The sequence below is a fragment of the Nocardiopsis sp. iso_25 genome (assembly GCF_056173305.1).
In genome coordinates this window covers 1,688,103-1,712,573 of record NZ_CM149667.1, presented here as the reverse complement: position 1 = coordinate 1,712,573, position 24,471 = coordinate 1,688,103, and the positions used below count along the sequence as shown (strand labels likewise).

Genomic DNA, 24,471 nt, shown 5'->3' with positions numbered 1-24,471 from the left:
CGGTCCGCGGAAGGGCGTGCCGCCCCGTTCGCCCTCCCGGAGGCCTCAGCGGACGCGTCGGCGCCGACCGGTAGTGTGGACCGCCGTCGCGACCCCTCGCGGCCCGACGGGAGGTGGCCCTGTGCGCGAGCTGAGTGAACTGGTCGAGGTGGAAGAACCCGCCTGGCCGCTGCTGTCCGAACGCCTGGAGCGGGGCGGGGCCGCCGTGCGCGCCCTGTCCGTGGACCCCGAGCGGGGCCGCACGTGCCTGCACCGCCTCCAGGTGACCGCGCGGTCCTTCCTGGGCGCGATGGCGCTGGAGTCCGGCGGCCTGCTCCTCGACGGCGGGTGGCTGCGCGTCCACGGCGGCGGCGGGGCCGAGCTGCCCGGTCTGGGCGAGGTCAACGACCTGAGCGCGGCGGTGGTGTACGGCCCGCCGCCGCGGCTGGTGGTCGCCCACGACGTGCTGGGCGGGGTGTTCGCCCTCAACGGGCCCGCGGCCGAGGGCGGGGACTACCCCGGCAGGCCCGGGGAGATGGTCTACTTCGCGCCCGACTCCCTGGAGTGGGAGCCGCTGGAGACGGCCTACTCCGGCTGGCTGCTGTGGCTGCTGGACGGCCGCCTGGAGGACTTCTACCGCGCCCTGCGCTGGCCGGGCTGGCGCGAGGAGGCCGAGGCGCTGGACCTGGCGCGGGGGCTGTCGCTGCGCCCCTCCCCCTGGACGGCCGAGGCGCGCCAGGACATGGCCGCGACCTCGCGCAGGCCGGTCGCGCTGGGCGAGCTGACCGGCGCGCACCGGGAGTCGTGCGCCGCCCTGGACCTGCCCGACCCCGGGCCGTTCGGCCTGCTCTAGCAGCCGGGAACGGGCCGGGGCCGCGACCCGGCGGTCGCGGCCCCCGCTCCCTCGGGCGTGCGCGCGTCAGACGCGCGCGATGGCGCTGCACAGCGCCTTGAGCGAGGCCGTGGTGATGCTGCTGTGGATGCCCACTCCCCACACCACCCGGCCGTCGATCTCGGCCTCCACGTAGGCGGCGGCGCGGGCGTCGCCGTCCCCGCCCATGGAGTGCTCCACGTAGTCCATGACGCGGACCTTGACGTCGACGCCGGTCAGGGCGTCGCAGAACGCGGAGATGGGGCCGTTGCCGGTGCCGGTCAGCTCGCGGATCTCGCCGTTGACCCGGGCGTCGGCCTCGATCCGGTAGGTGCCGTCGCTGTCGGTGGTGGAGCGGTGCGCCAGCACCGCGACCGGGCCGCCCTCGGCCAGGTAGGTCTGGGAGAAGATCTCCCAGATGCGCCCGGCGGCGAACTCGCCGCCCTCGGCGTCGGTGAACTTCTGGATGACCTGGGAGAACTCGATCTGGAGGCGGCGCGGCAGGTCCAGCGAGTGGTCGCGCTGCATGATGTAGGAGACGCCGCCCTTGCCGGACTGGCTGTTGACCCGGATGACGGCCTCGTAGTTGCGGCCCACGTCCTTGGGGTCGATGGGCAGGTAGGGCACGTCCCAGACGTACTCCTCCACAGGGGTCCCGGCGGCGTCGGCAGCCTCCTGCTGGGCGGCGAAGCCCTTCTTGATGGCGTCCTGGTGGGAGCCGGAGAAGGCGGTGTAGACCAGGTCGCCGCCGTAGGGGTGGCGCGGGGCGACCGGCAGCTGGGTGCAGTGCTCGACGGTGCGGCGGATCTCGTCGATGTCGGAGAAGTCGATCCTGGGGTCCACGCCCTGGCTGAACAGGTTCATGCCCAGGGTGACCAGGCAGACGTTGCCGGTGCGCTCGCCGTGACCGAACAGGCAGCCCTCGACGCGGTCGGCCCCGGCCATGACGGCCAGCTCGGCCGAGGCCACGCCGGTGCCGCGGTCGTTGTGCGGGTGCACCGAGACGACCACGTGCTCGCGCCGGGACAGGCTGCGGCTCATCCACTCGATCTGGTCGGCGTAGACGTTGGGCGTGGAGCGCTCGACGGTCGCGGGCAGGTTGAGGATGATCTCGCGGCCCGGGCCGGGCTGCCAGACGTCCATGACGGCCTCGCAGACCTCCAGGGCGAAGTCCAGTTCGGTGTCGACGAAGATCTCGGGCGAGTACTCGTAGCCGAAGTACTCGGTCTCGCCCAGGTACTGCTCGGCGAAGCGCATGACGTGCCGGGTGCCCTGGACGGCGATGTCCTTGCAGGCCTCGCGGTCCACGCGGAAGACGACGCGGCGGAAGGTGGGCGCGGTGGCGTTGTACAGGTGCACGGTGGCGCGCCTGGCCCCGACCAGGCTCTGCACGGTGCGCTCGATGAGGTCCTCACGGGCCTGGGTCAGCACCGAGATCTGCACGTCGTCGGGGATCGCGTCGCCCTCGATCAGGGAGCGTACGAAGTCGAAGTCGGTCTGGCTGGCGGCGGGGAAGCCGACCTCGATCTCCTTGTAGCCCATCCGCACCAGCAGCTCGAACATCTCGCGCTTGCGGGCGGGGTCCATCGGCTCGATCAGCGCCTGGTTGCCGTCGCGCAGGTCCGTGGACAGCCAGCGCGGGGCCTCGGTGATGCTCTTGGAGGGCCAGGTGCGGTCGGGCAGGTCCACCGGCGCGAAGGGCTTGTAGCGGTGGAAGGGCATGGGGCTGGGCTTCTGCTGCGGCACCATCTCGGTGGCTCCTCGGGTGGTTCTGGCGCTTGGTCATGGTCGACCAGGACAAGCCGAATTCCCGCGGCGAGGGAGCCGACCTTTTAACGACCCCCGCCGCGGCCGCTAAGGAGAAGCAGCTCGCGCAGCATAACGGTCCTCACGCTAGCAGACGGCCCGCCGGAACTGGTACCCGGTGTCCACATGATGGGACGCGCGTCACATGACCTGGGAATCCTCGTCACGGAGGACGCACCGGGCGGAATCCGCCCCCTTACCGGTACCTCGACCTCAAGAGAACGGCGGGGGGTCTGTAACATTTTCGGTGAACCCTTCAGTGCTAGGGGGGTTGTTCCAGATCCCGTCGACGGGGCCCGGGGTGCGGCCAACACCCGAGGCCGTCGCCGGCAGCGCGGTCACCGCGCGCCGGCGGCCGGGCCGGTCCCGTCGACGGGATTTCGCGTCAGGCGTCCAGGGCCGGGTAGTCGGTGTAGCCGCGGTGGTCGCCGCCGTAGTAGGTGGCCCGGTCGGGAACCGCGACGGGAGCGCCGGCCCTGATCCTGGCGGGCAGGTCGGGGTTGGCGATCCAGGCCGAGGCCATCGCCACGGCGTCCGCCCGCTCCTCGGCCAGGGCCGCGGCGGCGGGCCCGGTGTCGGTGCCGGAGGCCGGGTTGAGGACGAAGGTCCCCGGCCACTCCTTGCGCAGCGCGTCGGTGTACTCGGACGAGGCCGACTCCGTCAGGTGCAGGTAGGCCAGCCCGGGACGGCCGCGCAGCCCGTCCAGGAGCGCGAGGTACTGCTCCAGGGGGTCGCTCTGGCTGATGCCGTTGAGCCTGCTGGCCGGGGAGATCCGCAGGCCGGTGCGGTCGGCGCCGACGGCCTCGACGACCGCGTCCACCGCCTCCAGGGCGAAGCGGGCGCGGTTGGCGGCGCTGCCGCCGTACCCGTCGGTGCGCCGGTTGCTGCCGTCGGAGAGGAACTGCTCGATGAGGTAGCTGTTGCCGCCGTGCAGCTCCACCCCGTCGAAACCGGCGGCGATCGCGTTGCGCGCGGCCGCGGCGTGGTCGGCGAGGGTCTGGTCGATGTCGGCGGCGGTCATCTCGCGCGGCACCGGGTGCGCGAGCTTCTGCCTGCCGTCGTACATGGACGCGCCCGAGGCGACGGGGGACGGGGCGACGGGCAGGCCGCCGTCGGGGTAGAGGCTGGGGTGGCCGACCCGGCCCGAGTGCATGAGCTGGGCGAAGATGTGCCCGCCGCGCTCGTGCACGGCGTCGGTGACGCGCCGCCACGCCGCGACCTGCTCGTCGCTGTGCAGCCCGGGGGTGTCGGTGTAGCCCTGGCCGCGGACGCTGGGCTGGATGCCCTCGGTGATGATCAGCCCGGCCGAGGCGCGCTGGGCGTAGTACTCGACGGTGATGTCGCCGGGCGAGCCCCCGCGGCAGCGCGAGCGCGTCATCGGGGCCATGAACAGGCGGTTGGGCAGGTGCAGGCGGCCGATCCGGACGGGATCGAACAGGTCGCTCAAGGAGGACTCCGTGGTGTGCGGGTCGAGAGGGGCCGTGCCCTCGGGAACGCACTCACGTTAGGAGGAACCGCCGCGGGGCCGTCGACCGGGTACGCACTTGGCCAGGTCACGCACGCGCCGCCCTGGCCGGGTGGACACGTCACCGCGGAGATCAGTCCCGGTACACCTGACTGCGATGGGCGATGTGCACCACGAGAACGACGAGGAGTCCGTCCCGGATGTCGGCGACCACGCGGTAGTCGCCGACACGATAACGCCACAGGTCACCGAGGCGACTGCCCTTCAACGCCTCACCGAGGCAACGCGGGTCGTCCGCTCCCTCCACCCGATCCTTCAGGAACCGGAGAATTCTCCGTACCACCTGTGGGTCCAGTTTTCGCAGGTCACGACGTGCATCGTCGTGGAGCTCAACTTTCCACGTCATGTTCGTCCATTACCTCTGAGAGCGGTGTCGTACCGCTGCGCCCCGCCCTGAGGTCCTCCAGCCTGCGTTCGGCCAGATAGACCTCCTCCAGCTCGTCCAGGTGAGCAACGATCGCTTCCCGGGCGTAGAAGCTCTTCGACCTGCCAGTCTCCTTCGCGAGGGCTTCGAGTCTGTCCTCGATCTCCGCCGGAAGTCTCAATGCCAGCATGACGCACCTCCCTGGTTGCTATACAAGTATAGCAACCAGGTCAGCATGGGCCCGAGTCGCACAAGGAGTGGTCATGAGCAGGACGTGGATCGACGTCGACGAGGCGCTTCTGGAGCGCGCGACGGAACTGCTGGGCACCACGACACCCGAGGAGACGGTGAACACCGTACTGCGCGAGGTCGTGGAGTGGAGCCGCACCGCCGCCCACCGGGAGGACGTCTGGGACGCCGGGGGCTGAAGCCGGTGGTCAGGGGCCCGGCCCCGGGCGGCGCGCCCGGGGCCGGGGACGGTCAGAACTCCCCTTGGCAGGCCTGCTGGACCTTGCCCTGGCCGAAGGACTCTATGTAGGTCTCGTCCGGGGCCAGCTCCAGGTAACCGTCCGTCTGGGCCCCGTAGATCAGCACCGGGTCGGTGCCGTTCCACTTGAACTGGAGCTGACAGTCGTCCGTGGCCTCGTAGGTGGCCCACCAGAACCCTTCCGAGTCCGGTGCCGTGATCCTGAGTTCGTCACCGGGCAGACCGCTCTCCGCCAGGAGTTCCTGGAACTCCTCCTCGGACCCGTTCTGGGAGGAACACGCGGAGGAGGCGAGCGCAACGGCCGCGACTGCGGCCGCAGAGAGGAAACGCGCGTGGGGGGACATGCTTTTCCAACTTCCGAGAGTGCCGACGACGGCTCCGTTGCGTTCTCCCGCTCCCTGGCACGGCGGCTCCGTCGTCAAGGTGACTCCACGTTTGCGCAGGTGCGGGCCGGAGAAAACGCACGTCGCGAAACACTCCGGACACAACCCTGTAACGGCGGGTTCACCTGTGTCCGGTGTGCCCCGTTTGGTCCGCTGTGGCAGGCGTTCCGCACGGGGCACACCCGCCGTCAGGCCCCCGGGGCCGGCTCGAACTCCCGGACCGCGTCGATCGCGGGCCCGTGCGGCGTGTTGGCCTCGCGCTCGATCATGATCTCCACGAGCACCGGCCGCGACGTGGCCTGGGCCTGTTTGCGGGCCCACTCCAGGGACTCGCGGATCTCCCCGGGCTCCACGACGCGGCGCCCGGAGCACCCGTAGGCCTCCATGAGCTTGACGTTGTCGGTGCCGTACTCGTCGTAGTGGATGTCCACCTGGTAGTTCATGTCGAACGGGATCGAGGCCTGGCGGATCAGGCCCAGGTACTCGTTGTTGAGCATGATGATGACGTAGGGAACGTCGTACTGGGCGGCCACGGCCAGTTCCTCGACCATGTACTGGAACCCGTAGTCGCCGACGATCCCGACGACCTCGGCGTCCGGCTCGGTGTCCTTGAGCGCCTTCTTGACGCCGATCGCGGCGGGGATCTCCCAGCCGAGCGGGCCCGCCTGGCCGCAGATCTGGTAGTGGCGCGGCTTGTACGCCTTCTGGTGCTGGCCTCCCCAGATCTGGTACAGGCCGATCGCGGTGACGAAGTAGGTGTCCTCGCCGAAGACCTCGTTGATCTCCTTGTAGACGCGCGGCGCCTTGACCGGGACCGTGTCGAAGTCCTCGCGGCGGGTCAGGGTGGCCTTGAGCTCGGCTACCCGGTCGATCCAGGGCCGCACCCCGGCCTTGGCGCCGCGGGCGCGCGCGGCGGCGAGCAGTTCGCGCAGGAACAGCCGCGCGTCGGAGACCACGCCCAGGTCGGGCTCGAAGACCCGGCCGATCTGGGTGGCCTCGATGTCGACGTGGATGAACCTGCGCTCGCCCCGGTAGACGTCGATCTGCCCGGTGTGGCGGTCGGCGAAGCGCGCGCCCACCGCCAGGACCAGGTCCGACTCCAGGAAGGAGGCGTTGCCGTAGCGCTGGGAGGTCTGCACGCCGGTCATGCCCGAGTACAGGGGCGAGTCCTCGTCGAAGGAGCCCTTGCCCATGAGGGTGACCTGCACCGGAACCTGGAGGTGCTCGGCCAGCGCGCGCAGGTCGTCGGAGGCCTCGGCGGTGATGACGCCGCCTCCGGCCAGGATCAGGGGGCGTTCGGCCTCCAGCAGCATGTCCAGCGCGCGCTCCACCCGGGGCCGGTGCGGCTCGACGGTGTTGACCTTGAGCGGGGCGTCGATGGCGGGGTCGTAGTCGATCAGCTGCTGGGCGACGTCCACCGGGATGTCCACCAGGACGGGGCCGGGGCGTCCCTCCCGCGCGATCCGGAACGCCTCGCGGAAGATCCAGGGCGCGGTGGCGGCCTCCTTGATCTGGACGGCCCACTTGGTGACAGGCTTGGCGATCTCGACGATGTCGACCGCCTGGAAGCCCTCCTTGTCCAGCAGGTCGGTGCGCTGCTGGCCGGTGATGCACACGATCGGGACCGAGTCCGCGATGGCCGTGTACAGGCCGGTGATCATGTTGGTCCCGGCGGGGCCGGAGGTGCCGATGGCCACGCCGACTTTGCCGGTGGTCCGTGACCAGCCGTCGGCCATGTGGGTGGCGCCCTCCTCGTGGCGGACGGTCAGGTGCTCGATGCCGCCGACCTGTTCCATCGCCTTGTAGAGGGGCAGGATGGCCGCGCCGGGGCAGCCGAAGGCCGTGTCGACGCCCTCGTCCTTGAGGACCTCCACGACCGCGTTCATCGCGGGCATCTGTGGCATGGGAAGCGAACCCTTCAGTGCTGGGGGTGCTGGTGGCTGTGTGGTGGTGAAGCTGGGTGCCAGGGGTGGTGCCGTGGTGCTGCCGGGGTGCGGGAGAGCCCGCGGGTGGGCCCGGACGGTGCGCGGGCCGTGTCCGCCGGTGCGGCCAACACCGGGGACGGACGGCTCGGGGCCGGGTGCGGGCCCTGGTGTCCGGAAAGCGCCGGTCCGCTACTTCCCGGAGCCGTCGGAGAGCTGCTCGACGATCTTCAGCAGCGCGGAGTGGTCGAGGCCGCCGTGGCCCTGGTGCTTGAGCGCGCCGACGTACTGCGCGACCTGCGAGCCCAGCGGGATCGCGACCCCGGCGGCGCGCGCGGAGTCGGTGACGATGCGCATGTCCTTGTCGTGCAGGGCGATCCGGAAGCCCGGGGTGAAGTCGCGCGTGCGCATGGCGGCGCCCTTGCGCTGGAGCACGGTGCTGCCCGCGAGCCCGCCGCCCAGGACCTCCAGGCCGGACTCGGTGTCCACCCCGTGCGCCTCCAGGAAGACCAGGGCCTCGGCCAGGAGCTGGATGTTGCCCGCGACGATGAGCTGGTTGGCCGCCTTGACGGTCTGGCCGGAGCCGCTCGGGCCGACCAGGACCGGGGTGGTGCCCAGGACGTCGAAGAGCGGCCGGGCGGCCTCGAAGTCCTCCGCGGCGCCGCCGACCATGATGGAGAGCTTGGCCTCGACCGCGCCCGCCTCGCCACCGCTGACGGGGGCGTCCAGGACGCGCAGGCCGCGCTCGGCCCCGGTCTCGGCCACCGAGCGGGACACGTCGGGACGGATGGTGCTCATGTCGATGACCAGGGTGCCGGGCTTGACGCTCTCGAAGACGCCGCCCTGGCCGAGCATGAGCTCCTCCACGTCCGGGGAGTCCGGGACCATGGTGATGACGGCGTCGGCGTCGGCGACGGCACCGGCGACGCTGCCCCCGCGCAGGCCGCCCTCGGCGACCAGCGCGTCGACGCGCTCGGGGGTGAGGTTGTGGCCGGTCACGGTGTACCCGGCGCGGACGAGGTTGACGGCCATGGGCAGGCCCATGATCCCCAGGCCGATGAAGGCGATCTTCCTGACGGGCACGAGGGCCCCCTTCGTGACTGGTGTGCGGCTGGTGCTGTGCTGCTGGTGCCGTGTGGCTGGTGGCGGGGTGCGCGGCTGGGGATCAGTTGAGCCAGCCGAAGCTCTGGGCGCTGGGCACGGTCGGCTTGTACTCCAGGCCGACGAGCCCCCGGTAGCCCCCGGTCTGGGCGGCGGTGAGCAGTTCCCCGATGGGCAGCCGTCCGGTGCCGGGCTCGCCGCGCCCGGGGGTGTCGGCGATCTGGATGTGTCCGAACTCGGCGGCGTGGTCGCGGACCGCGGCGGCGAAGTCGTCGCCGTTGACGGCGAGGTGGTACAGGTCCGCCAGGAGGGCGACGTTGTCCGCGCCCGCCTCCCCGGCCCGGGCGACGAAGGCGAGCCCGTCCGCGGCCGTGGTCAGGGGGTAGCTCTCGGCCCCGCTGATGGGCTCGATGAGGACGGTGCCGCCGACCGCCGCCACGGCCTCGGCCGCCGCGACGGTGTTCTCCAGGGCGGTCCGGTCCTGTTCGCCGGGGTCCACCCCCGGCTGGCGCAGGCCGTAGAGGGCGTTGAAGCCCGTGGCTCCCGTGCGCTCGGCGATGCGCACCACGACGTCGATGTTGGCGCGGAACTCGGCGATGCGCGAGGGGTGCGAGAGCACGCCGCGGTCGGGGCCGGGCAGTTGGCCCGCGAAGAAGTTGAGGCCGCTGAGACGGACACCCGCCCGGTCGAGGGCGGAGACGAAGGCGTCGACCTCGTCCTTGGGCGGGGTCGGGCTCTCGAACGGCCACCAGAACTCGACGGCGTCGAAGCCCGCCTCCCGCGCCGCCCGGGGGCGGTCGTTGAGGGGGAGCTCGGTGAACAGCAGCGAGCAGTTCACCGTGTACCCCAGGGTGTGGCTCATACCTTGCCTCCAGCATCTACTTCCACAATGCGGAAAGTAGTTTTCGCTTTAAGGAATGATTGAAGTGTGTGCCGGAGCACCCCCGCTTGTCAACCACCCCGGAGCCCGTCCCCTGGCACCCCCGACGCCGCTCCGGCCGCACCGGTCCCGCGAACCCCCCGGAACCCGTCGTGGACTCCGGGTGACGGCGAGAAGGTCGGACCTTCTTTGTGCTCGGGCACAGAACGGGTTATTTTTCGCAGATCTCCCCTTGCGAGTGTTGACAAGGTCACACTCGCATCAACTAGAGTCCCCCCAATCCGTAATACGGAATTAGGTATCTGCACTACGAAAATTCTTGGCGGGGGCCGCGGCGGTACGCCGTCCCACGGACGGGAACCCGGGGTTCGCGCCAAGTCAGGGGAGACCACATGAGCACCCCGGAGGAGCCGCAGAGCGGGCCCGACCCCGGCCTGGCCCGCCTGAACGCGCTGTCCGAACAGGAGCTGCGCGCCGCGCTCGCGCAGTGCCTGGACGTGGACCGCTGGGTCGCGGCCGTCGCGTCCGAGGCGCCCTTCCCCGACCGCGAGGCCCTGCTGGCCTCGGCCGACGGGCACGCGCGCGCGGTCACCGCCGACGAGGTCGCCTCCGCCCTGGCCCGCCACCCCCGCATCGGGGAGAAGGCCGGGGGCGCCGGCACCGAGGCCGCCTGGTCGCGAGGGGAGCAGTCCGCCTTCGCCTCCGACACCGACGACGCCTCCGTGCGCGTCCAGCGGGTCTTCGCCCACGCCCAGCGCGAGTACGAGGACAGATTCGGGCAGATCTACCTCGTCTGCGCGAGCGGGCGCTCCAGCCGCGAACTCCTCGCCGACCTGGTCGCACGCCTGTCCAACGACCGCGGCACCGAGCTGGCCGTGGTCGGCGGGGAGCTGCGGCGGATCGCCGGACTCCGCCTCGTCAAACTCCTGGAGGACGCATGAGCCACGTCACCACCCACGTCCTGGACGCCGCCCTGGGCAGCCCCGCCCGCGGCGTGCCCGTGCTGCTGGAGGCCGCCGACGGAGCCGGGTCCTGGCGGACCGTCGCCGAGGGCCGCACCGACGACGACGGACGCGTGCCCGACCTGGGCCCCGACCGGCTCCCCGCGGGCTTCCACCGGATCGTCTTCGACACCGGCGCCTACTTCGCGGCGACCGGCCAGCGCGGCTTCTACCCCGAGGTCGCCATCGTGTTCGACCTCGCCGACGAGGACGCCCACTACCACGTCCCGCTGCTGCTGAGCCCGTTCGCCTACTCGACCTACCGGGGTTCCTAGACCGGCGGGCGCCACGCGCCCTCCCCCTCGACACCACCCACACAGACCACCGCGGCGGCACGGCCGACCGGGAAGGGAGCGGCGGGCAGGAGATCCTCGCCGGCCAGGGCAAGCCTGAATCTTCGAGTGCGCGACAGGTCCTTCCGCACGACCACAGCGGTCCTCCCTCGTAGCACTGCGCCACGGCGCGAACGATGACGACTTCACGCATCACACGGATGGAGTTCACCCTGATGGGCATCCGACTCGGAGACAACCAGTACGGCAAGGCCGAGGTCCGCCTCGTCCACGTCAACCGCGACACCGACGTCCACCGGATCAAGGACGTCAACGTCACCTCCCAGCTGCGCGGAGAGCTGGAGACGGTGCACACCCTCGGCGACAACAGCACCTGCCTGCCGACCGACACCCAGAAGAACACCGTCTACGCCAAGGCCCGCGAGTGGGGCGGCGTCGGCGCCGTCGAGGACTTCGCCCTGCGCCTGGCCCGCCACTTCGTGGACGAGCACGAGTACGTGCACGGGGCCCGCCAGGAGGTGCAGGAGTACTCCTGGGAGCGGATCCGGACCTCCTCCGGCCCGCACGACCACGCGTTCTCGCGCAGGGGCGCCGAGACCCGCACCGCCGTCGTCACCAAGACGGGCGGCCGGGAGTGGGTGGTCTCGGGCTTCGAGGGCCTGTCCGTGCTCAAGTCCACCGGCTCGGAGTTCCACGGCTTCCCCAAGACCAAGTACACGACGCTGCCCGAGACCACCGACCGGATCCTGGCCACCGACGTCACCGCACGCTGGCGCTACGTGGGTGTGGAGCACGACTTCGACAGTGCCTACGCCTCGGTGCGCGCCCTGTGCCTGGACGCCTTCGCCCGGACCCACAGCCTGGCGCTGCAGCAGACCCTCTACGAGATGGGCAGGGCCGTCCTGGAGGCGCACCCGGAGATCGCCGAGATCCGCTTCTCCATGCCCAACAACCACCACTTCCTGGTGGACCTGTCCCCGTTCGGCCTGGACAACCCGAACGAGGTCTTCTTCGCCGCCGACCGGCCCTACGGCAAGATCGAGGCCACCGTGGAGCGCGACGACGCCCCCGAGCCCGGCGACGCCTGGAAGACCGTCCCCGGCTTCGTCTAGGCAGTGTTTTTGGGACCTCCGCTCCGCTTCGTCCCACCCGTCGCCCGCCACCACCCCCAACGGACGCTGCGCGCAGTCCTTCTTGTGTCCGGGCGCCCGGAGAACGGGAATCGGGTTGAAGCAGGCACAGCGGCGCCTCGGGGCGGCTGCCCCCGGCGCCCCCTGACGGAGAAAGCCCTGCCCCGCCCGTGCCCGGGCGCTCCCCGGTGAGCGCTCCGGCGAGTGCCCCGCGGGCGGGACCGCCCTCTCCTCGCGGTCCCGTCCGCGGACCCGGCGCCCCGCCGGGCGCGCGCACCGACACCCCCGTGACCCGCGCGCACAGCCGTGCCACGGGCCCTGGCCCGCCGCGGCGGGCCCTCCCCCGGCTCCGGCGCCCCCCTGACGGAGGTGCCGGGCCGGTGCGACACCACCGGGCCCCGTGCCCGAGAGTTCGGCCCCCTCCGGGGTGGCCGCCGATCGCAAAGGCTGGAAACTGGCCATGTCGAACAGTCCGTCCGCGAAGGACTCGGCCACAACGAACGCCGCCTCCTCCCCCCGCCCCGAGGACGAGAAGCTGCCCGCGCGGCTGCTCCTGGTCTACGGGCTCCAGCACATCCTCACCATGTACGCCGGCGCGGTGGCGCCGGCCCTCGTCATCGGCGCCGCCGCCGGGCTCGCGAACGACCCTGCCGCCATGGGCATCCTCGTCAGCGGCGCGCTCCTCGTGGCGGGGTTCGCCACACTCATGCAGACCGTGGGCCACCGGCGCGTCGGCGCGCAGATGCCGATCGTGGTGGCCTGCTCCTTCGTCCCCGTCAGCGCCATCACCTCCCTGGCCGCCGGGCAGGACGGCGAGAACCTGCCCGTGGCCTTCGGCGCCTCCCTGGCCGCCGGGCTCTTCGCCCTGGCGCTGACGCCGTTCTTCGGGCAGCTGATCCGCTTCTTCCCCCCGATCGTCACGGGCACCATCATCACCGTCATCGGCGTCAGCCTCATGCCGGTGGCGGCGCGGTGGATCATGGACGGCGGCGTCCGCACCCTGGAGGACGGTTCCGCGGTCCCGGCCGCGCCCCTGGCCAACCTCGGGCTGGCCGGGCTCACCCTCGGGGTGATCGTGCTCGGCTCCCGGGTCCTGCCCGGTATCTGGGGACGGCTGTCCATCCTCCTGGGCCTGCTCGTGGGCACCCTGGTCGCCGTTCCCCTGGGCATGGCCGACTTCAGCCGGGTGGGCGAGGCCGACGTCGTGTTCGACCCGACCTCGGTGTTCTACTTCGGCGCGCCCCGGTTCGAGGTCGCCGCGGTCGTCACCATGTGCGTCATCATGCTCGTGGTCCTGACCGAGGGGGCCTCGCACATCATCGCGGTCGGGGAGATCACCGGCTCGAAGGTGGACGCCAAGCGCATCTCGGCGGGCCTGCGCGCCGACGTGAGCGGCTCGCTCATCGGACCGGTCTTCAGCGCCACACCCACCAGCTCCTTCGCGCAGAACATCGGACTGCTGGCCCTGACCAAGGTGCGCAGCCGCTACGTGGTGGCCACCGGCGCGGGCATCCTGGTCGCGCTGGGGATGTTCCCGGTGCTGGGCGGCGCCATGGCGGCCATCCCCACGCCCGTGCTCGGCGGCGCGGGCCTGGTGCTGTTCGGCAGCGTGGCCGCCAGCGGCGTCAAGACCCTGGCCAAGGTGGACTTCACCAACAACCTCAACCTGGTGCTGGTGGCCGCCTCCGTGGGCGTGGCGGTCATCCCGCTGGCCTACCCCACCTTCTACGCGTTCCTGCCCGAGTCGGTGGAGCTGGTCGCGCACTCGGGCATCATCGGCGCGGCCGTCGTGGCGATCGTGCTCAACGTGTGCTTCAACGTGATCGGCCGCGGGGGCTCCGCCGCCCCGGCCGAGATCGACGCCGAGGAGATCGGCAGCGCCGGTCCCGGGGAGGCCAAGTACACCGACCAGGCCCGGGAGGCCTACCGCGACGGGGGCTCCGAGCCCCTGGACAAGCCCCGGGCGTGATCCGTCGCCGGGCCGGGGCCGCGCCCCCGCCCCCGCCCCCGCCCCCGCCCCCGGAGCCGGTGTCCGCGGGATCCCCGCGGACACCGGCGTTCCGTTCAGGGCGGCTGAATGGTATGCCTGAGAGGGTGACCGACTGGGATCTTCGCAAACTCCGCGTCCTGCGCGCCCTGGAGGAGTTCGGGACCGTCCGGGCCACGGCGGAGGCCCTGTGCATGACCCCCTCCGCCGTGTCCCAGCAGCTCTCCTCCCTCTCCCAACAGGTGGGGGTCGCCCTGCTGGAGGCGCACGGGCGGCGGGTCCGCCTCACCGACGCCGCGCACGCCCTGCTGCGCCACACCGACATCGTCCTGGCCCAGCTGGAGCGGGCCGAGGCCGAACTGGAGGGCTTCGCCAGGGGCGAGGCCGGGCACGTGCGCGTGGGCGCCTTCGCCACCGCCATCCCCAGCCTCGTGGTGCCCGCGCTGGGCGCCCTGCGGCGCGCCCACCCCGGCCTGACCACGCGGGTGCGCCAGGCCGAGGCGGCCGAGGTCTACGACCTGTTGTCGGCGGGCGAGATCGACGTCGGCCTGTCCCTGGCCGCCCAGGCCCCCACCGGCCACGACGGACGCTACGACCGGCGCGAGCTGCTCACCGACCCCCTGGACGCGGCCCTGCCCGCCCACCACCGCCTGGCCGACTCCCGCGCCCTGCGCCTGCGCGACCTGGCCGAGGAGCCGTGGATCTACGGGGCGTCGGGTCCCTGGCGCGACATCACCGTCGCCTCGTGCGCCCAGGCGGGGTTCGTCCCAGGGCAGGCGCACGTGGCCTCCGACTGGAGGGCCATCCTGGACATGGTGGCGGCGGGCATGGGCGTCGCGCTGGTCCCCCGGCTGGCCGCCGCGGACGGCACCCCCGGGGTCAGCCTGCGGGTGCTGCGCTCCGACCAGCCGCGCCGCCACGTGGTCTCCGCCGTGCGCTCCGGGGCGGGCGGGCGCCCCCAGGTCGCGGTGGTGCTGCGCGCCCTGGCCGACACCGCAGCGGACCTGGGCGGCCCATCTGTTCAGCTCAGCTGAACAGAATGATCAGAAACTTTCGCTGGAAGTAATCGTTCTCTCTTGGGACTCTGGACATGTCCGACACGTCCACTTTTTTCGGGAGAGACATGAGCGGGGCCCAGCCCACCGATCCGCGTGCCTACAACGCCCGGCCCTACGCGGGCGGCGACCCCTACGCCGACTACCGGGGCGCCGACCTGGACTTCTCGGCCCTGGTCGACCTGGCCGACCGGCGCCTGGGCGCCGGGGTCGTGGCGGCCAACGACGAGTTCTTCGCCCAGCGCGAGAACCTGCTGCTGCCCGAACCGGCCGTGTTCGACCCGCACGCCTTCGGGCACAAGGGCAAGGTGATGGACGGCTGGGAGACCCGCAGGCGCCGCGGCGTGAGCGGCGACCAGCCCCACCCCGCGGCCGACGACCACGACTGGGCCCTGGTCCGCCTCGGCCTGCCCGGCCTGGTCCGCGGCGTGGTGGTGGACACCGCGCACTTCCGCGGCAACCACCCCCGCGAGGTCAGCGTCGAGGCCGTCCACCTGGAGGGCACCCCCACCACCGACGAGCTGCTCAAGGCGGAGTGGACCGGGATCGTCCCCCGCGCCTTCGTGTACGGGCACGCCGCCAACACCTTCGAGGTGGACACCGGGCGCCGGTGGACCCACCTGCGCCTCAAGCAGTTCCCCGACGGCGGCGTGGCCCGACTGCGCGTGTACGGCGAGCCCGTGCCCGACCCCGACTGGCTCACCGCCCTCGGCGGCTTCGACGTGGCCGCCCTGGTCAACGGCGGCATGGTCGAGGACGCCTCGGACCGCTTCTACTCCTCGCCGGACAACATCATCGCCCCCGGCCGCTCGCAGAAGATGGACGACGGCTGGGAGAACCGGCGCCGCCGCGACACCGAGCACGACTGGGTGCGCTTCCGCCTCACCGCCCAGGCCACCGTCCGCGCCCTGGAGCTGGACACCGCCTACCTCAAGGGCAACGCCGCGGGCTGGGTGGCGGTCCTGGGGCGCGACGCGCACTCCGACACCCCCGACGCGTGGTTCGAGATCGTCCCCCGCACCCGGCTGGAGCCCGACAGCGCCCACCGCTTCGTCCTGGACACCCCGGTCACCGCCACCCACGTGCGCACCGACGTCTACCCCGACGGCGGCATCGCGCGCCTCAACGTCTTCGGCTCCCTGACCACGGCCGGGGCCGACCACCTGCGCGACCGCTGGCGCGAGCTGCGGGGCTGACCCCCGCGCGAACGACCGGGCCGCCGCCGGGAACGTCCCGGCGGCGGCCCGTCGCCGTTCCTACCGGCGGACCAGCATCCGCCCGGCCCTGTCGTCAGGCCCCACGTCCCGTCCGCGCAGGACGGTGCGGCGCACCCGCCCGAGCAGTTCGGCCCCGTCGTAGGGGCTCACCGGGTTGCGGTGCTCCAGTGCGCGCACGTCCACCCGGAAGGACTCCTCCGGGGCGACCACGGCGAAGTCGGCGTCGGCGCCCTCCGCAATGGCTCCCTTGCCGAGCAGTCCGGCCACCCGCGCGGGCCCGGACGACATCCACCGCACCACGTCCGCCAGGGAGCCGCCGCGGCGGCGGGCCTCGGTCCACACCGCGGAGAAGCCCACCTGGAGGCCGGACACCCCGCCCCACGCGGTACCGAAGTCGCCGGTGTCCAGGTCCTTGAGGTCGGGGGTGCTGGGCGAGTGGTCGCTGACCACGCAGTCGATCAGCCCGTCGGCCAGCGCGCGCCACAGCAGGTCGCGGTTGGCCGCGTCCCGGATGGGCGGGCAGCACTTGTACTGGGTGGCCCCCGCGGGCACGCCCTCGGCCTCCAGGGTGAGGTAGTGCGGGCAGGTCTCCACCGTCAGCGGCACGCCCTCGGCCCTGGCCTGGGCGATCAGCGGCAGCGCGGAGGCGCTGGACAGGTGCAGCACGTGCGCGTGGGTGCCGGTGGCCCTGGCCACGTCGATCACCCGGGCGATCGCCTCGTTCTCGGCGGTGTCGGGCCGCGAGGCCAGGAAGGCGGCGTAGTCGCGCCCGGCCGCGGGCGGCGCCCCTTCCAGGACGCCGGGGTCCTCGGCGTGCACGATGAGCCGTCCGCCGAACTCCCCGATCGCCTCCGCCGCCGAGTACAGCTCGTCCGGGGACAGGTGGCCGAACTCCTCCACCCCCGACGGGGACAGGAACGCCTTGAACCCGAACACCCCGCGCTCCCAGAGCGCGGCGAGTTCCTTGGTGGCTCCGGAGCGGCTGTTCTCGGGCACCGCCCCGCCCCAGAAGCCCACGTCCACGGCGAGCTTGCCCTCGGCGGCGGCCCGCTTGGCGTCGAGCCCGGCGACGGTGGTGGTCGGCGGCACGCTGTTGAGCGGCATGTCGACCAGGGTCGTGATCCCGCCAAGGGCGGCGGCCCGCGTGGCGGTGGCGAAGCCCTCCCACTCGGTGCGCCCGGGCTCGTTGACGTGCACGTGGGTGTCGACCAGGCCGGGCAGCAGCACCTCGTCCTCGGCCAGGGTGATCTCGCGGCGGGCGATGAGCGGCGCGGACTCCCCCTCCAGGACGTTGACCACGCGCCCGTCGCGCACCCCGACGGTGACGGGCCGCTCCCCCTCGGGGGTGAGGGCGCGGCGGGCGCGGACGGCGAGATCGTGCTGGGTCATGTGTGTCACTGCTCCTGTCCCACCCGTCGGCTGGCCAGGTCGACGAGTGTGCGGGTGTCGGTTCCGGCGGCGTCGGCCACCTCGGCCTCGTCCAGCGCCCCGCAGCGTACCCCGCTCACCAGGGCGGCGGCCAACGCCTGAGCCGTGGCGGGCTCGTCCAGCACGCCGCCGGACACGGCGCCGAGGTAGGCGCGCAGGCGCGCGGCGGCGGGCGCGAAGGCCTCGCGGTAGAAGACGTAGGTGGCCAGGTAGCGGGTGGGCAGCTGGTGCGGGTGCAGGTCCCAGCCCTGGTAGAAGCCGCGCTCCAGGGAGCGGCGGACCAGGGAGGCGTGCAGGCGCCAGGCGGCGTGCACCTCCTCGGCCGAGCCCACGGGCAGCACGTTGGTGGAGCCGTCGGAGAGCCACACGCCCGTTCCGGCGGCGGCCACCTGCATGACGGCCTTGGCGTGGTCGGCGACCGGGTGGGCCATGCTCTGGTAGGCGGCGGTGATCCCGCAGGCGGCGCTGTAGTCGTAGGTGCCGTAGTGCAGGGCGCTGACCCGGCCCTGTCCGGCGCCGATCATGCGGGCGACGGCCACCGTGCCGTCGGGGAGCAGGACCGACTGCGGGGTCTCGATCTGCAACTCGAAGCGCAGCCGCCCCTCGGGCAGCTCCAGGCGCCGCTCCAGCTCCTCGGTGAGCCAGACCATCGCCTCGACCTGCTCCACGGAGGTGATCTTGGGCAGAGTGAGCGCGAGCCCGTCCGGCAGGCCGCCCAGCTCCTCCAGGAGGGTGTGCAGGAACAGCGCGAGGCTGCGGGCGCCGCGGGCGCGTCCGGCCGCCTCCATGCCCTTCATCCGGACGCCGAGGACAGGCGGGGCCTGCCCGGCTTCGATGTCGGAGCACAGGGCGCGGGCGGCGGCGACGGTGTCGCCGTCCTCCTGTGCGTCGCCCCGGTCGCCGTAGCCGTCCTCCAGGTCCACGCGCAGGTCCTCGACCGGCTCGCGGACGAGCTTGTCGCGCAGGCGGGGCAGGACCCCGGCCACGGCGTCCCCGTCCACACCGGTGGCGGCGGCCAGTGCCGCGGCGTCGGGCGCGTACTCGTCCAGGCTGCTCAGGGCCGCCTCGCCCCACTCCCGGACCAGGCCGGCCCGGACCCGGTCCGCGGGGACGTAGACGGTGTGCACCGGCTGGCGGGCGCCGGAGGAGCCCGGGTAGTCGCGGACGAGTCGGGCGTCGGCGTCGGCCAGGCGGGCGTTCAGCCCGGCGGTGAGCACGTCCAGGCCGAGATCGGGCTCCCTGCGGCGGTTCTCGGACCGGTCCTGTTGCACGTGTATGTCCCCTCCCAGGCTAGTTTTTCCTATCGTGGATAGTAACTTTTGCTATCCGGAATAACAAGGGAGCCAGGGGTGTCCAAGATCCCGGGACGCAGGTTTCCGGACCACCGGAACACCGCCGTTCCACGTGCTATAGAAGACAGTGAGCCGGAAACCGTCCTCCCCCGCGGAGGCAGGACCCCGAACCCACGGCCCTCAGCATGGGAGCACGATCCTTGTCAGCCCCACAGACCTCTCTACACCCTGAAGAACAGGGCAAACGCGGACGCCCCGGCGGCGTGCAGTCCCTCGACCGCGCCTTCTCACTGCTGGAGATCATGGCCGAGGCTGGTGGCGAGACCTCGCTGAGCCAGCTGGCCGACTCCTCGGGGCTGCCCCTGCCGACCATCCACCGCATCATCCGCACCCTGGTCGGCAACGGTTACGTGCGCCAGCTGCCCTCCCGCCGCTACGCGCTGGGACCCCGGCTGATCGGACTGGGCGACAAGGCCTCGCAGATGCTGGGCACCTGGGCCCGCCCGCACCTGGCGCAGCTGGTGGAGGACCTGGGCGAGACCGCCAACCTCGCCATGCTCGACGGCGACAAGGTCGTCTACGTCGCGCAGGTGCCCTCACAGCACTCCATGCGCATGTTCACCGAGGTGGGGCGCCGCGTGCTGCCGCACTCGGCGGGCGTGGGCAAGGCGCTGCTGTCCCAGCTCGACGACGAGGAGGTGCTGGCCACGGTCCGCCGCACCGGCATGCCCGCCGCCACCGACCGCACGATCACCGACCCCGACGCCTTCCTCGCGGAGCTGCGCCGGGTCCGCGCACAGGGCTTCGCCGTGGACGACGGCGAGCAGGAGGTCGGCGTGCGCTGCGTGGCGGTCCCCGTCGCGGGCGCGCCCTCGGGGATGGCCGTGTCGGTGTCGGGCCCCGAGGCCCGGGTGAGCTGGGAGTTCGTGGACCGCGCCGCCCCCATCGTGCGGCGCTGCGCCACCCTGCTGGCCACCGACCTCAACAACCAGACATGACGAACCGGGCCGGGGTTCCTCCCGGCCCGGCCCGTTCGCCGCGCTCGCGCGCCCCCGGCCGACGACGGTGCCCGCACCCCGCGGGACCACCGAGGGTCGGGGCCCGCACACGGCACCGGCGGCCCCGCGGTCAGCCCGTCAGGTGGGCTGGTCGAAGCCCAGCTTGCGCAGCTGCTTGGGGTCGCGCTGCCAGTCCTTGGCCACCCGCACCCGCAGGTCCAGGAACACCCGGCGGCCCAACAGGGCCTCGATCTGTTTGCGGGCCCGCGAACCCACGTCGCGCAGGCGCGAGCCCTTGGACCCGATCACGATCGCCTTCTGGCTGGAGCGCTCCACGTACAGCGACGCGTAGATGTCCACCAGCTCCTTGCCCGGACGGGTGTTCTCGCGCTCGTACATCTCGTCCACGACCACCGCGATGGAGTGCGGCAGCTCGTCGCGCACACCCTCCAGGGCCGCCTCGCGCACCAGCTCCGCCACCAGCATCTCGTCCGGCTCGTCGGTGAGGTCGCCGTCCGGGTACAGCGGCGGCCCCTCCGGCAGGTGCGAGCACAGCACGTCGGTGACGGTCTCCAGCTGGAAACCCCCCTGGGCCGAGACCGGGACGATGTCGGCCCAGTCGCCCAGCTCGTTCACCGCCATCAGGTGACGGCCCACGGCGTCCCGGTCCACCAGGTCGGTCTTGGTGACCAGGGCGACCACGGGGGTGTTGGTCTGCTCCGCCAGCTCCTTGGCGATGTAGGTGTCGCCCCGCCCGATCGGCTCGTCGGCGGGCAGGCAGAACGCGATCACGTCCACCTCGACCAGGGTGGACCGCACCAGCGAGTCCAACCGCTCGCCCAGCAGGGTGCGCGGCTTGTGCAGGCCGGGCGTGTCCACGATGATCAGCTGCGCGTCGGGCCGGTGCACGATCCCGCGCACCGTGCGCCGCGTGGTCTGGGGCCGGTTGCTGGTGATCGCCACCTTCTGCCCGACCAGCGCGTTCATCAGGGTGGACTTGCCCACGTTGGGGCGGCCCACGAAGCACGCGAAACCGCTGCGGAAGCCCTCGGGGTGGGAGGGCATCTCCAGCGGTACGCGCAGCTTCTCCAGGTCGAGGTCGTTCATGGGTCCTTCTCAGCGCCGGGTGATGCTCGCGGGCACCCCGTCGGGGGCGGCGATCACCACCACCTGGGTCTTCAGGTCGTCCGCCACCGCGCGGTCGTCCTCGGTCAGCTCCGCGGCCCCGGTGACCACCACGGCGGCCTCCAGCGCGGTGGCCTCACCGGAGACCGCCGCGGCCACGGCCGCCTGGAGCGCGGACAGCCGGAGCGAGGGCAGCGACACCGTCGTGGCCACGTACGTGCGCCCGGTCTCGTCGCGCACCGCCGCGCCCTCCGCCGCCGCGTTGCGGGCCCGGGAGGCCCGCGCGAGCGTGATGAGCTTGCCGTCCTCGGGGCCGAGCCCCGTCGTCTCCGTCACTGCTCCGTACTCCTCACGTCGTCGTTGCCCTCCTCCGGCACCGCCGAGGCGTCGGCGGGCAGGCGTTCCACCAGGACCGTGGTCATCCGGCTCCGGCGGCTGCTCTTGCCTTCGAGGGTGAGTCGGAGACCAGCGTATTCGGCCCGGTCCCCTCCCACGGGCACCCGGCCCAGGACGAACGCCACGAGTCCGCCGACGGTCTCCACGTCCGCCACGTCCAGGTCCCGGTCCGGGAACAGCTCGTCCAGCTCGCCCAGCGGCAGGCGGGCGGTCACCCGCACCCGGTCCGCGTCGAGCCAGGCCACCGGCGGGATCTCGTGGTCGTACTCGTCGGTGATCTCACCGACGATCTCCTCCACGATGTCCTCCAGGGTCACCAGACCCGCCGTGCCGCCGTACTCGTCGATGGCCACGGCGACGTGGTTGCGCTGCTGCTGCATCTCGCGCAGCAGCTCGTCGATGGGCTTGGTGTCGGGGACGTAGTTCGCCTGGCGCATCACGTCACCCGCGGTGAGCGGCACCTCGCCTTCGGTGCCCGCGGCCGCCGCCCAGCGGTCCCGCAACTGGTACACCAGATCCTTGAGGTAGACGATGCCGACCACGTCGTCCTCGTCCTCGCCCGTCACCGGGATGCGCGAGTACCCGCTGGCCAGCGCCAGGGTCAGCACCGCGTCGGCGTCGGCCCCGCGGCTGGTGAACACGATGTCGGGGCGGGGCACCATCACCTCGCGCACGGGCGTGTCGTCGAGCTTGAACACCGAGTGGATCATCTGGCTCTCCTCGGGGTCGATGACCTCCCCCCGCTCGGCCAGGTCCACGAGCTGGCGCAGCTCCACCTCGGTGCTGAAGGGGCCCTCCCGGTCGCCCTTGGCACGCGGGGTGAGCGCGCGGCCCGCCCCCACGAACAGCTGGGCGACGGGGCCCACCACGACCTGGACCGGGTAGACCACCGCCGCGCTGGCGCGCGCGAAGGCCCCGGAGAACTGGCGGCCCAGGATGCGCGGCGCGATCGCGATCAGCACCGACTCCACCACGACCATCGCCGCGGCGGTCAGCCCGAGCGCGGGCCAGCCGAGCCCCAACAGGAACACCATGCCCACGGCGGCGGCCAGCACCGCGCACACCTCGCACACCACGCGCAGGAACAGCAGCACGTTGAGGTGGCGGGTGGGGTCGGTCGACACCCGCTCCCAGCGGCGCCCGGCCTTGGCCACGCGCTCACCGGGGCTCGCCTCGGGCAGGCCCACGGACATCACCCGGGTGACGGCGACCTCCGCGGCCACCAGGAAGCCCGCGACGGCGGTCAGCACCAGGGCGACCGCGAACGCGCTGATCCACTCCACGGGCTCACCGGTGGTCAGCGGGGCGATGTCAGGCCAGGCCGACGGAGTCATCGGGCGCTCTCATCCCCCTCGGCCCCGGCCGCCTCGCGCTCGCGCCAGGCCGCGAGGATCTCGCCCTGGAGGCCGAACATCTCCTTGTGCTCCTCGGGCTCGGCGTGGTCGTAGCCCAGCAGGTGCAGGATGCCGTGCGTGCACAGCAGGTCGATCTCCGCCTCGGTGCCGTGCCCGGCCTTCTCGGCCTGGCGCTCGGCGACCTGCGGACAGATGATCACGTCACCCAGGACGCCCGGCTCGCTCGTGCGGCCGGGGCCGCCGGGGCGCAATTCGTCCATCGGGAAGGAGAGCACGTCGGTGGGGCCGGGCTCGTCCATCCACCGCACGTGCAGGTCGGCCATCGGCTCCTCGTCCACGAGCACGACGGACAGCTCGGCCAGCGGATGGACGCGCATGGCGTCGAGCACGTGACGGGCCAGACGGGAGAGCCTCTCCTCGTCCACGGTGGTGACGCCGGACTCGTTGGCGACGTCGATACTCATGGTTGCGGCTGCCTTACCTAGGGATCGCGGGGCCGGGCGGCGCGCCCGGCCGGTGGTGCGGCGCGCCGGTCCGGCGCGCCCGCGGCAACCGAACCGGTGGACCCGCCGCAGGCGGGTCCACCGGTTCGAACGCCGTGGGGTCGTGCTCCTCGGGCCGTCTCGGCTCCGGCGGGACACCCCCCGTCTCAGTCTGCCTGTTCCTCGTCCCCGGCGCTCCCCGGCTCCGCCGGGGTGTCGGGGTTGCCGCGGCGCGCGGGCCCGCGGCGGGGGCGGCCGCCTCCGGCGGACCCCCTGCCGTCGCGCGCGTCGCCCTGGGCGGCGTCGTAGCGCCCGTAGGCGTCCACGATCTTGCCGACCAGCTTGTGCCGGACGACGTCCTCACTGCTCAGGCGGCAGAAGGCGATGTCGTCGATGTCACGCAGGATGGACTCGATGGTGCGCAGACCGCTGGTCTGCCCGCCGGGCAGGTCGACCTGGGTCACGTCACCGGTGACCACGATCTTGGAGCCGAACCCGAGCCTGGTGAGGAACATCTTCATCTGCTCGGGCGAGGTGTTCTGGGCCTCGTCCAGGATGATGAAGGAGTCATTAAGGGTCCTACCGCGCATGTAGGCCAGGGGCGCGACCTCGATGGTCCCCGCCGCCATGAGCTTGGGGATGGAGTCGGGGTCGAGCATGTCGTGCAGGGCGTCGTAGAGCGGGCGCAGGTAGGGGTCGATCTTGTCGTAGAGGGTGCCGGGCAGGAAGCCCAGCCGCTCACCGGCCTCCACCGCGGGGCGGGTGAGGATGATCCGGTTGACTTCCTTGTCCTGGAGCGCCTTGACCGCCTTGGCCATGGCCAGGTACGTCTTGCCGGTACCGGCGGGACCGATGCCGAACACCACCGTGCGCTGGTCGATGGTGTCGACGTAGCGCTTCTGGTTGAGCGTCTTGGGGCGGATGGTCTTGCCGCGGTTGGACAGGATGTTGGTGGTCAGCACGTCCGCGGGGCGCTCGGCGCCGGGCGAGCGCAGCATGTGGACCATGCGTTCGATGGTGTCGGGGGTGACGTGGGTGCCGCTCTTGGCGAGTTCGATCAGCTCCTCGACGAGGCGGACCACGACGGCGGTCTCCTCCGGGGAGCCGCTGATGGTGAACTCGTTGCCGCGCACGTGGATGTCGCTGTCGAAGGCCCGCTCCAACGCCCTGAGGAGTTCGTCCCTGGAGCCCAGCAGGCTGACCATCGTGTGCTCGTCGGGCACCACGACCTTGACCTGGGTGTCCCGTGGCGGGTGCGTGTGCGTTGTCTCGGACATGGTGAGGCCGTGCGGCCGCTGTCCCTACCCTTCGGTCGGGCGCCTGCCCGACCCCTGCGGGAGGCGCACCTGGTGGACGGTCCCGACGCCGCGGACGGCGCCCGGTCGGAGCTTGCG

The 24,471-nt window shown here is 72.3% G+C and carries 24 protein-coding genes; 9 read left to right on the top strand and 15 right to left on the bottom strand.

The annotated features are described in order from the left end of the window. Positions 1-121: 121 nt before the first annotated feature. Positions 122-832: a DUF2625 family protein gene (locus tag AC0VX6_RS07490; RefSeq protein WP_274976790.1), complete on the top strand. Its 711-nt coding sequence runs from the start codon at positions 122-124 to the stop codon at positions 830-832. Positions 833-898: 66 nt separating this feature from the next. Here the strand turns inward: AC0VX6_RS07490 and leuA are convergent, their stop codons facing one another. From leuA to relB, 4 genes are all read right to left on the bottom strand, one after another. Then, positions 899-2,599, bottom strand: coding sequence for a 2-isopropylmalate synthase (gene leuA, locus AC0VX6_RS07485; RefSeq protein ID WP_475467917.1), 1,701 nt, complete (start codon positions 2,597-2,599; stop codon positions 899-901). A 442-nt stretch (positions 2,600-3,041) separates the two neighbouring features. Further along, positions 3,042-4,103: an alkene reductase gene (locus AC0VX6_RS07480; RefSeq protein ID WP_274976788.1), complete on the bottom strand. Its 1,062-nt coding sequence runs from the start codon at positions 4,101-4,103 to the stop codon at positions 3,042-3,044. 151 nt (positions 4,104-4,254) lie between these two features. Continuing rightward, a complete protein-coding gene (locus AC0VX6_RS07475) occupies positions 4,255-4,527 on the bottom strand; it encodes a type II toxin-antitoxin system RelE family toxin (RefSeq protein ID WP_475467915.1) in 273 nt (90 codons plus the stop codon). After that, entirely contained in the window at positions 4,511-4,735 is a 225-nt protein-coding gene (gene relB, locus AC0VX6_RS07470; RefSeq protein WP_274976786.1) for a type II toxin-antitoxin system RelB family antitoxin, read from the bottom strand. The genes AC0VX6_RS07475 and relB overlap by 17 nt, the downstream gene beginning before the upstream one ends. A 73-nt stretch (positions 4,736-4,808) precedes the next feature. On the opposite strand from relB, the gene AC0VX6_RS07465 reads away from it, so the two are divergent. Further along, the gene (locus AC0VX6_RS07465; protein ID WP_475467913.1) at positions 4,809-4,973 is read left to right on the top strand and encodes a type II toxin-antitoxin system VapB family antitoxin; all 165 of its coding nucleotides are present in this window, start codon (positions 4,809-4,811) and stop codon (positions 4,971-4,973) included. Positions 4,974-5,025: 52 nt separating this feature from the next. Here the strand turns inward: AC0VX6_RS07465 and AC0VX6_RS07460 are convergent, their stop codons facing one another. The 4 genes from AC0VX6_RS07460 to AC0VX6_RS07445 all read right to left on the bottom strand — a co-directional run bounded on the left by AC0VX6_RS07460 (position 5,026) and on the right by AC0VX6_RS07445 (position 9,300). Beyond that, entirely contained in the window at positions 5,026-5,376 is a 351-nt protein-coding gene (locus AC0VX6_RS07460; protein ID WP_274976784.1) for a hypothetical protein, read from the bottom strand. 227 nt (positions 5,377-5,603) lie between these two features. Continuing rightward, a complete protein-coding gene (gene gcl, locus AC0VX6_RS07455) occupies positions 5,604-7,319 on the bottom strand; it encodes a glyoxylate carboligase (protein WP_274976783.1) in 1,716 nt (571 codons plus the stop codon). A gap of 210 nt (positions 7,320-7,529) precedes the next feature. Continuing rightward, positions 7,530-8,420 carry a 2-hydroxy-3-oxopropionate reductase gene (locus AC0VX6_RS07450; protein WP_274976782.1) on the bottom strand — a complete coding sequence of 297 codons (891 nt, stop codon included), beginning with the start codon at positions 8,418-8,420 and terminating at the stop codon, positions 7,530-7,532. An 82-nt stretch (positions 8,421-8,502) separates the two neighbouring features. After that, positions 8,503-9,300, bottom strand: a complete 798-nt coding sequence (locus AC0VX6_RS07445; protein WP_274976781.1) for a hydroxypyruvate isomerase family protein — start codon at positions 9,298-9,300, stop codon at positions 8,503-8,505. A 410-nt stretch (positions 9,301-9,710) separates the two neighbouring features. Here AC0VX6_RS07445 and uraD point away from each other — a divergent pair, with 410 nt between their 5' ends. From uraD to alc, 6 genes are all read left to right on the top strand, one after another. Next, complete coding sequence (gene uraD / locus AC0VX6_RS07440; RefSeq protein ID WP_274976780.1) at positions 9,711-10,259, top strand: 2-oxo-4-hydroxy-4-carboxy-5-ureidoimidazoline decarboxylase; 549 nt, start codon at positions 9,711-9,713, stop codon at positions 10,257-10,259. Further along, on the top strand, positions 10,256-10,594 hold the full coding sequence (gene uraH, locus AC0VX6_RS07435) for a hydroxyisourate hydrolase (protein WP_274976779.1): 339 nt from the start codon (positions 10,256-10,258) through the stop codon (positions 10,592-10,594). The genes uraD and uraH overlap by 4 nt, the downstream gene beginning before the upstream one ends. Positions 10,595-10,827: 233 nt before the next feature. Further along, the gene (gene pucL, locus AC0VX6_RS07430; RefSeq protein ID WP_274978075.1) at positions 10,828-11,724 is read left to right on the top strand and encodes a factor-independent urate hydroxylase; all 897 of its coding nucleotides are present in this window, start codon (positions 10,828-10,830) and stop codon (positions 11,722-11,724) included. A 478-nt stretch (positions 11,725-12,202) separates the two neighbouring features. After that, a complete protein-coding gene (locus AC0VX6_RS07425) occupies positions 12,203-13,711 on the top strand; it encodes a nucleobase:cation symporter-2 family protein (protein WP_475467909.1) in 1,509 nt (502 codons plus the stop codon). 113 nt (positions 13,712-13,824) lie between these two features. Further along, positions 13,825-14,763: a LysR family transcriptional regulator gene (locus AC0VX6_RS07420; RefSeq protein WP_475467908.1), complete on the top strand. Its 939-nt coding sequence runs from the start codon at positions 13,825-13,827 to the stop codon at positions 14,761-14,763. 89 nt (positions 14,764-14,852) lie between these two features. Next, the gene (gene alc, locus AC0VX6_RS07415; protein ID WP_274976776.1) at positions 14,853-15,980 is read left to right on the top strand and encodes an allantoicase; all 1,128 of its coding nucleotides are present in this window, start codon (positions 14,853-14,855) and stop codon (positions 15,978-15,980) included. Between the two features lie 60 nt (positions 15,981-16,040). On the opposite strand, the gene allB is transcribed toward alc, so the two are convergent. Further along, positions 16,041-17,390: an allantoinase AllB gene (allB, locus tag AC0VX6_RS07410; RefSeq protein ID WP_274976775.1), complete on the bottom strand. Its 1,350-nt coding sequence runs from the start codon at positions 17,388-17,390 to the stop codon at positions 16,041-16,043. A gap of 5 nt (positions 17,391-17,395) precedes the next feature. Continuing rightward, complete coding sequence (locus AC0VX6_RS07405; RefSeq protein WP_274976774.1) at positions 17,396-18,700, bottom strand: DUF6986 family protein; 1,305 nt, start codon at positions 18,698-18,700, stop codon at positions 17,396-17,398. A 284-nt stretch (positions 18,701-18,984) separates the two neighbouring features. Between AC0VX6_RS07405 and AC0VX6_RS07400 the strand changes: the two genes are divergently transcribed. Continuing rightward, positions 18,985-19,719, top strand: a complete 735-nt coding sequence (locus AC0VX6_RS07400; RefSeq protein WP_274976773.1) for an IclR family transcriptional regulator — start codon at positions 18,985-18,987, stop codon at positions 19,717-19,719. Between the two features lie 138 nt (positions 19,720-19,857). Here AC0VX6_RS07400 and era read toward each other — a convergent pair whose 3' ends face one another. From era to AC0VX6_RS07375, 5 genes are all read right to left on the bottom strand, one after another. Next, complete coding sequence (gene era, locus AC0VX6_RS07395; RefSeq protein ID WP_274976772.1) at positions 19,858-20,826, bottom strand: GTPase Era; 969 nt, start codon at positions 20,824-20,826, stop codon at positions 19,858-19,860. Between the two features lie 9 nt (positions 20,827-20,835). Beyond that, positions 20,836-21,180 (bottom strand): cytidine deaminase, encoded by a 345-nt coding sequence (locus AC0VX6_RS07390; protein WP_274976771.1) that lies wholly within the window; start codon positions 21,178-21,180, stop codon positions 20,836-20,838. Continuing rightward, on the bottom strand, positions 21,177-22,574 hold the full coding sequence (locus tag AC0VX6_RS07385; RefSeq protein ID WP_475467905.1) for a hemolysin family protein: 1,398 nt from the start codon (positions 22,572-22,574) through the stop codon (positions 21,177-21,179). The genes AC0VX6_RS07390 and AC0VX6_RS07385 overlap by 4 nt, the downstream gene beginning before the upstream one ends. After that, positions 22,571-23,059, bottom strand: a complete 489-nt coding sequence (gene ybeY / locus AC0VX6_RS07380; RefSeq protein ID WP_013151760.1) for an rRNA maturation RNase YbeY — start codon at positions 23,057-23,059, stop codon at positions 22,571-22,573. The genes AC0VX6_RS07385 and ybeY overlap by 4 nt, the downstream gene beginning before the upstream one ends. A gap of 185 nt (positions 23,060-23,244) precedes the next feature. Further along, a complete protein-coding gene (locus AC0VX6_RS07375) occupies positions 23,245-24,354 on the bottom strand; it encodes a PhoH family protein (protein WP_274976769.1) in 1,110 nt (369 codons plus the stop codon). Positions 24,355-24,471: the final 117 nt, after the last annotated feature.

Bases quoted from the DNA above. Each gene is read 5' to 3' on its own strand.
- era (WP_274976772.1), bottom strand. From the start codon at position 20,826: ATGAACGACCTCGACCTGGAGAAGCTGCGCGTACCGCTGGAGATGCCC.
- ybeY (WP_013151760.1), bottom strand. From the start codon at position 23,059: ATGAGTATCGACGTCGCCAACGAGTCCGGCGTCACCACCGTGGACGAG.
- uraH (WP_274976779.1), top strand. From the start codon at position 10,256: ATGAGCCACGTCACCACCCACGTCCTGGACGCCGCCCTGGGCAGCCCC.
- relB (WP_274976786.1), bottom strand. From the start codon at position 4,735: ATGCTGGCATTGAGACTTCCGGCGGAGATCGAGGACAGACTCGAAGCC.
- AC0VX6_RS07420 (WP_475467908.1), top strand. From the start codon at position 13,825: ATGCCTGAGAGGGTGACCGACTGGGATCTTCGCAAACTCCGCGTCCTG.
- AC0VX6_RS07425 (WP_475467909.1), top strand. From the start codon at position 12,203: ATGTCGAACAGTCCGTCCGCGAAGGACTCGGCCACAACGAACGCCGCC.
- pucL (WP_274978075.1), top strand. From the start codon at position 10,828: ATGGGCATCCGACTCGGAGACAACCAGTACGGCAAGGCCGAGGTCCGC.
- AC0VX6_RS07465 (WP_475467913.1), top strand. From the start codon at position 4,809: ATGAGCAGGACGTGGATCGACGTCGACGAGGCGCTTCTGGAGCGCGCG.
- AC0VX6_RS07445 (WP_274976781.1), bottom strand. From the start codon at position 9,300: ATGAGCCACACCCTGGGGTACACGGTGAACTGCTCGCTGCTGTTCACC.
- leuA (WP_475467917.1), bottom strand. From the start codon at position 2,599: ATGGTGCCGCAGCAGAAGCCCAGCCCCATGCCCTTCCACCGCTACAAG.
- uraD (WP_274976780.1), top strand. From the start codon at position 9,711: ATGAGCACCCCGGAGGAGCCGCAGAGCGGGCCCGACCCCGGCCTGGCC.
- gcl (WP_274976783.1), bottom strand. From the start codon at position 7,319: ATGCCACAGATGCCCGCGATGAACGCGGTCGTGGAGGTCCTCAAGGAC.
- AC0VX6_RS07375 (WP_274976769.1), bottom strand. From the start codon at position 24,354: ATGTCCGAGACAACGCACACGCACCCGCCACGGGACACCCAGGTCAAG.
- AC0VX6_RS07385 (WP_475467905.1), bottom strand. From the start codon at position 22,574: ATGACTCCGTCGGCCTGGCCTGACATCGCCCCGCTGACCACCGGTGAG.
- AC0VX6_RS07475 (WP_475467915.1), bottom strand. From the start codon at position 4,527: ATGACGTGGAAAGTTGAGCTCCACGACGATGCACGTCGTGACCTGCGA.
- alc (WP_274976776.1), top strand. From the start codon at position 14,853: ATGAGCGGGGCCCAGCCCACCGATCCGCGTGCCTACAACGCCCGGCCC.
- allB (WP_274976775.1), bottom strand. From the start codon at position 17,390: ATGACCCAGCACGATCTCGCCGTCCGCGCCCGCCGCGCCCTCACCCCC.
- AC0VX6_RS07460 (WP_274976784.1), bottom strand. From the start codon at position 5,376: ATGTCCCCCCACGCGCGTTTCCTCTCTGCGGCCGCAGTCGCGGCCGTT.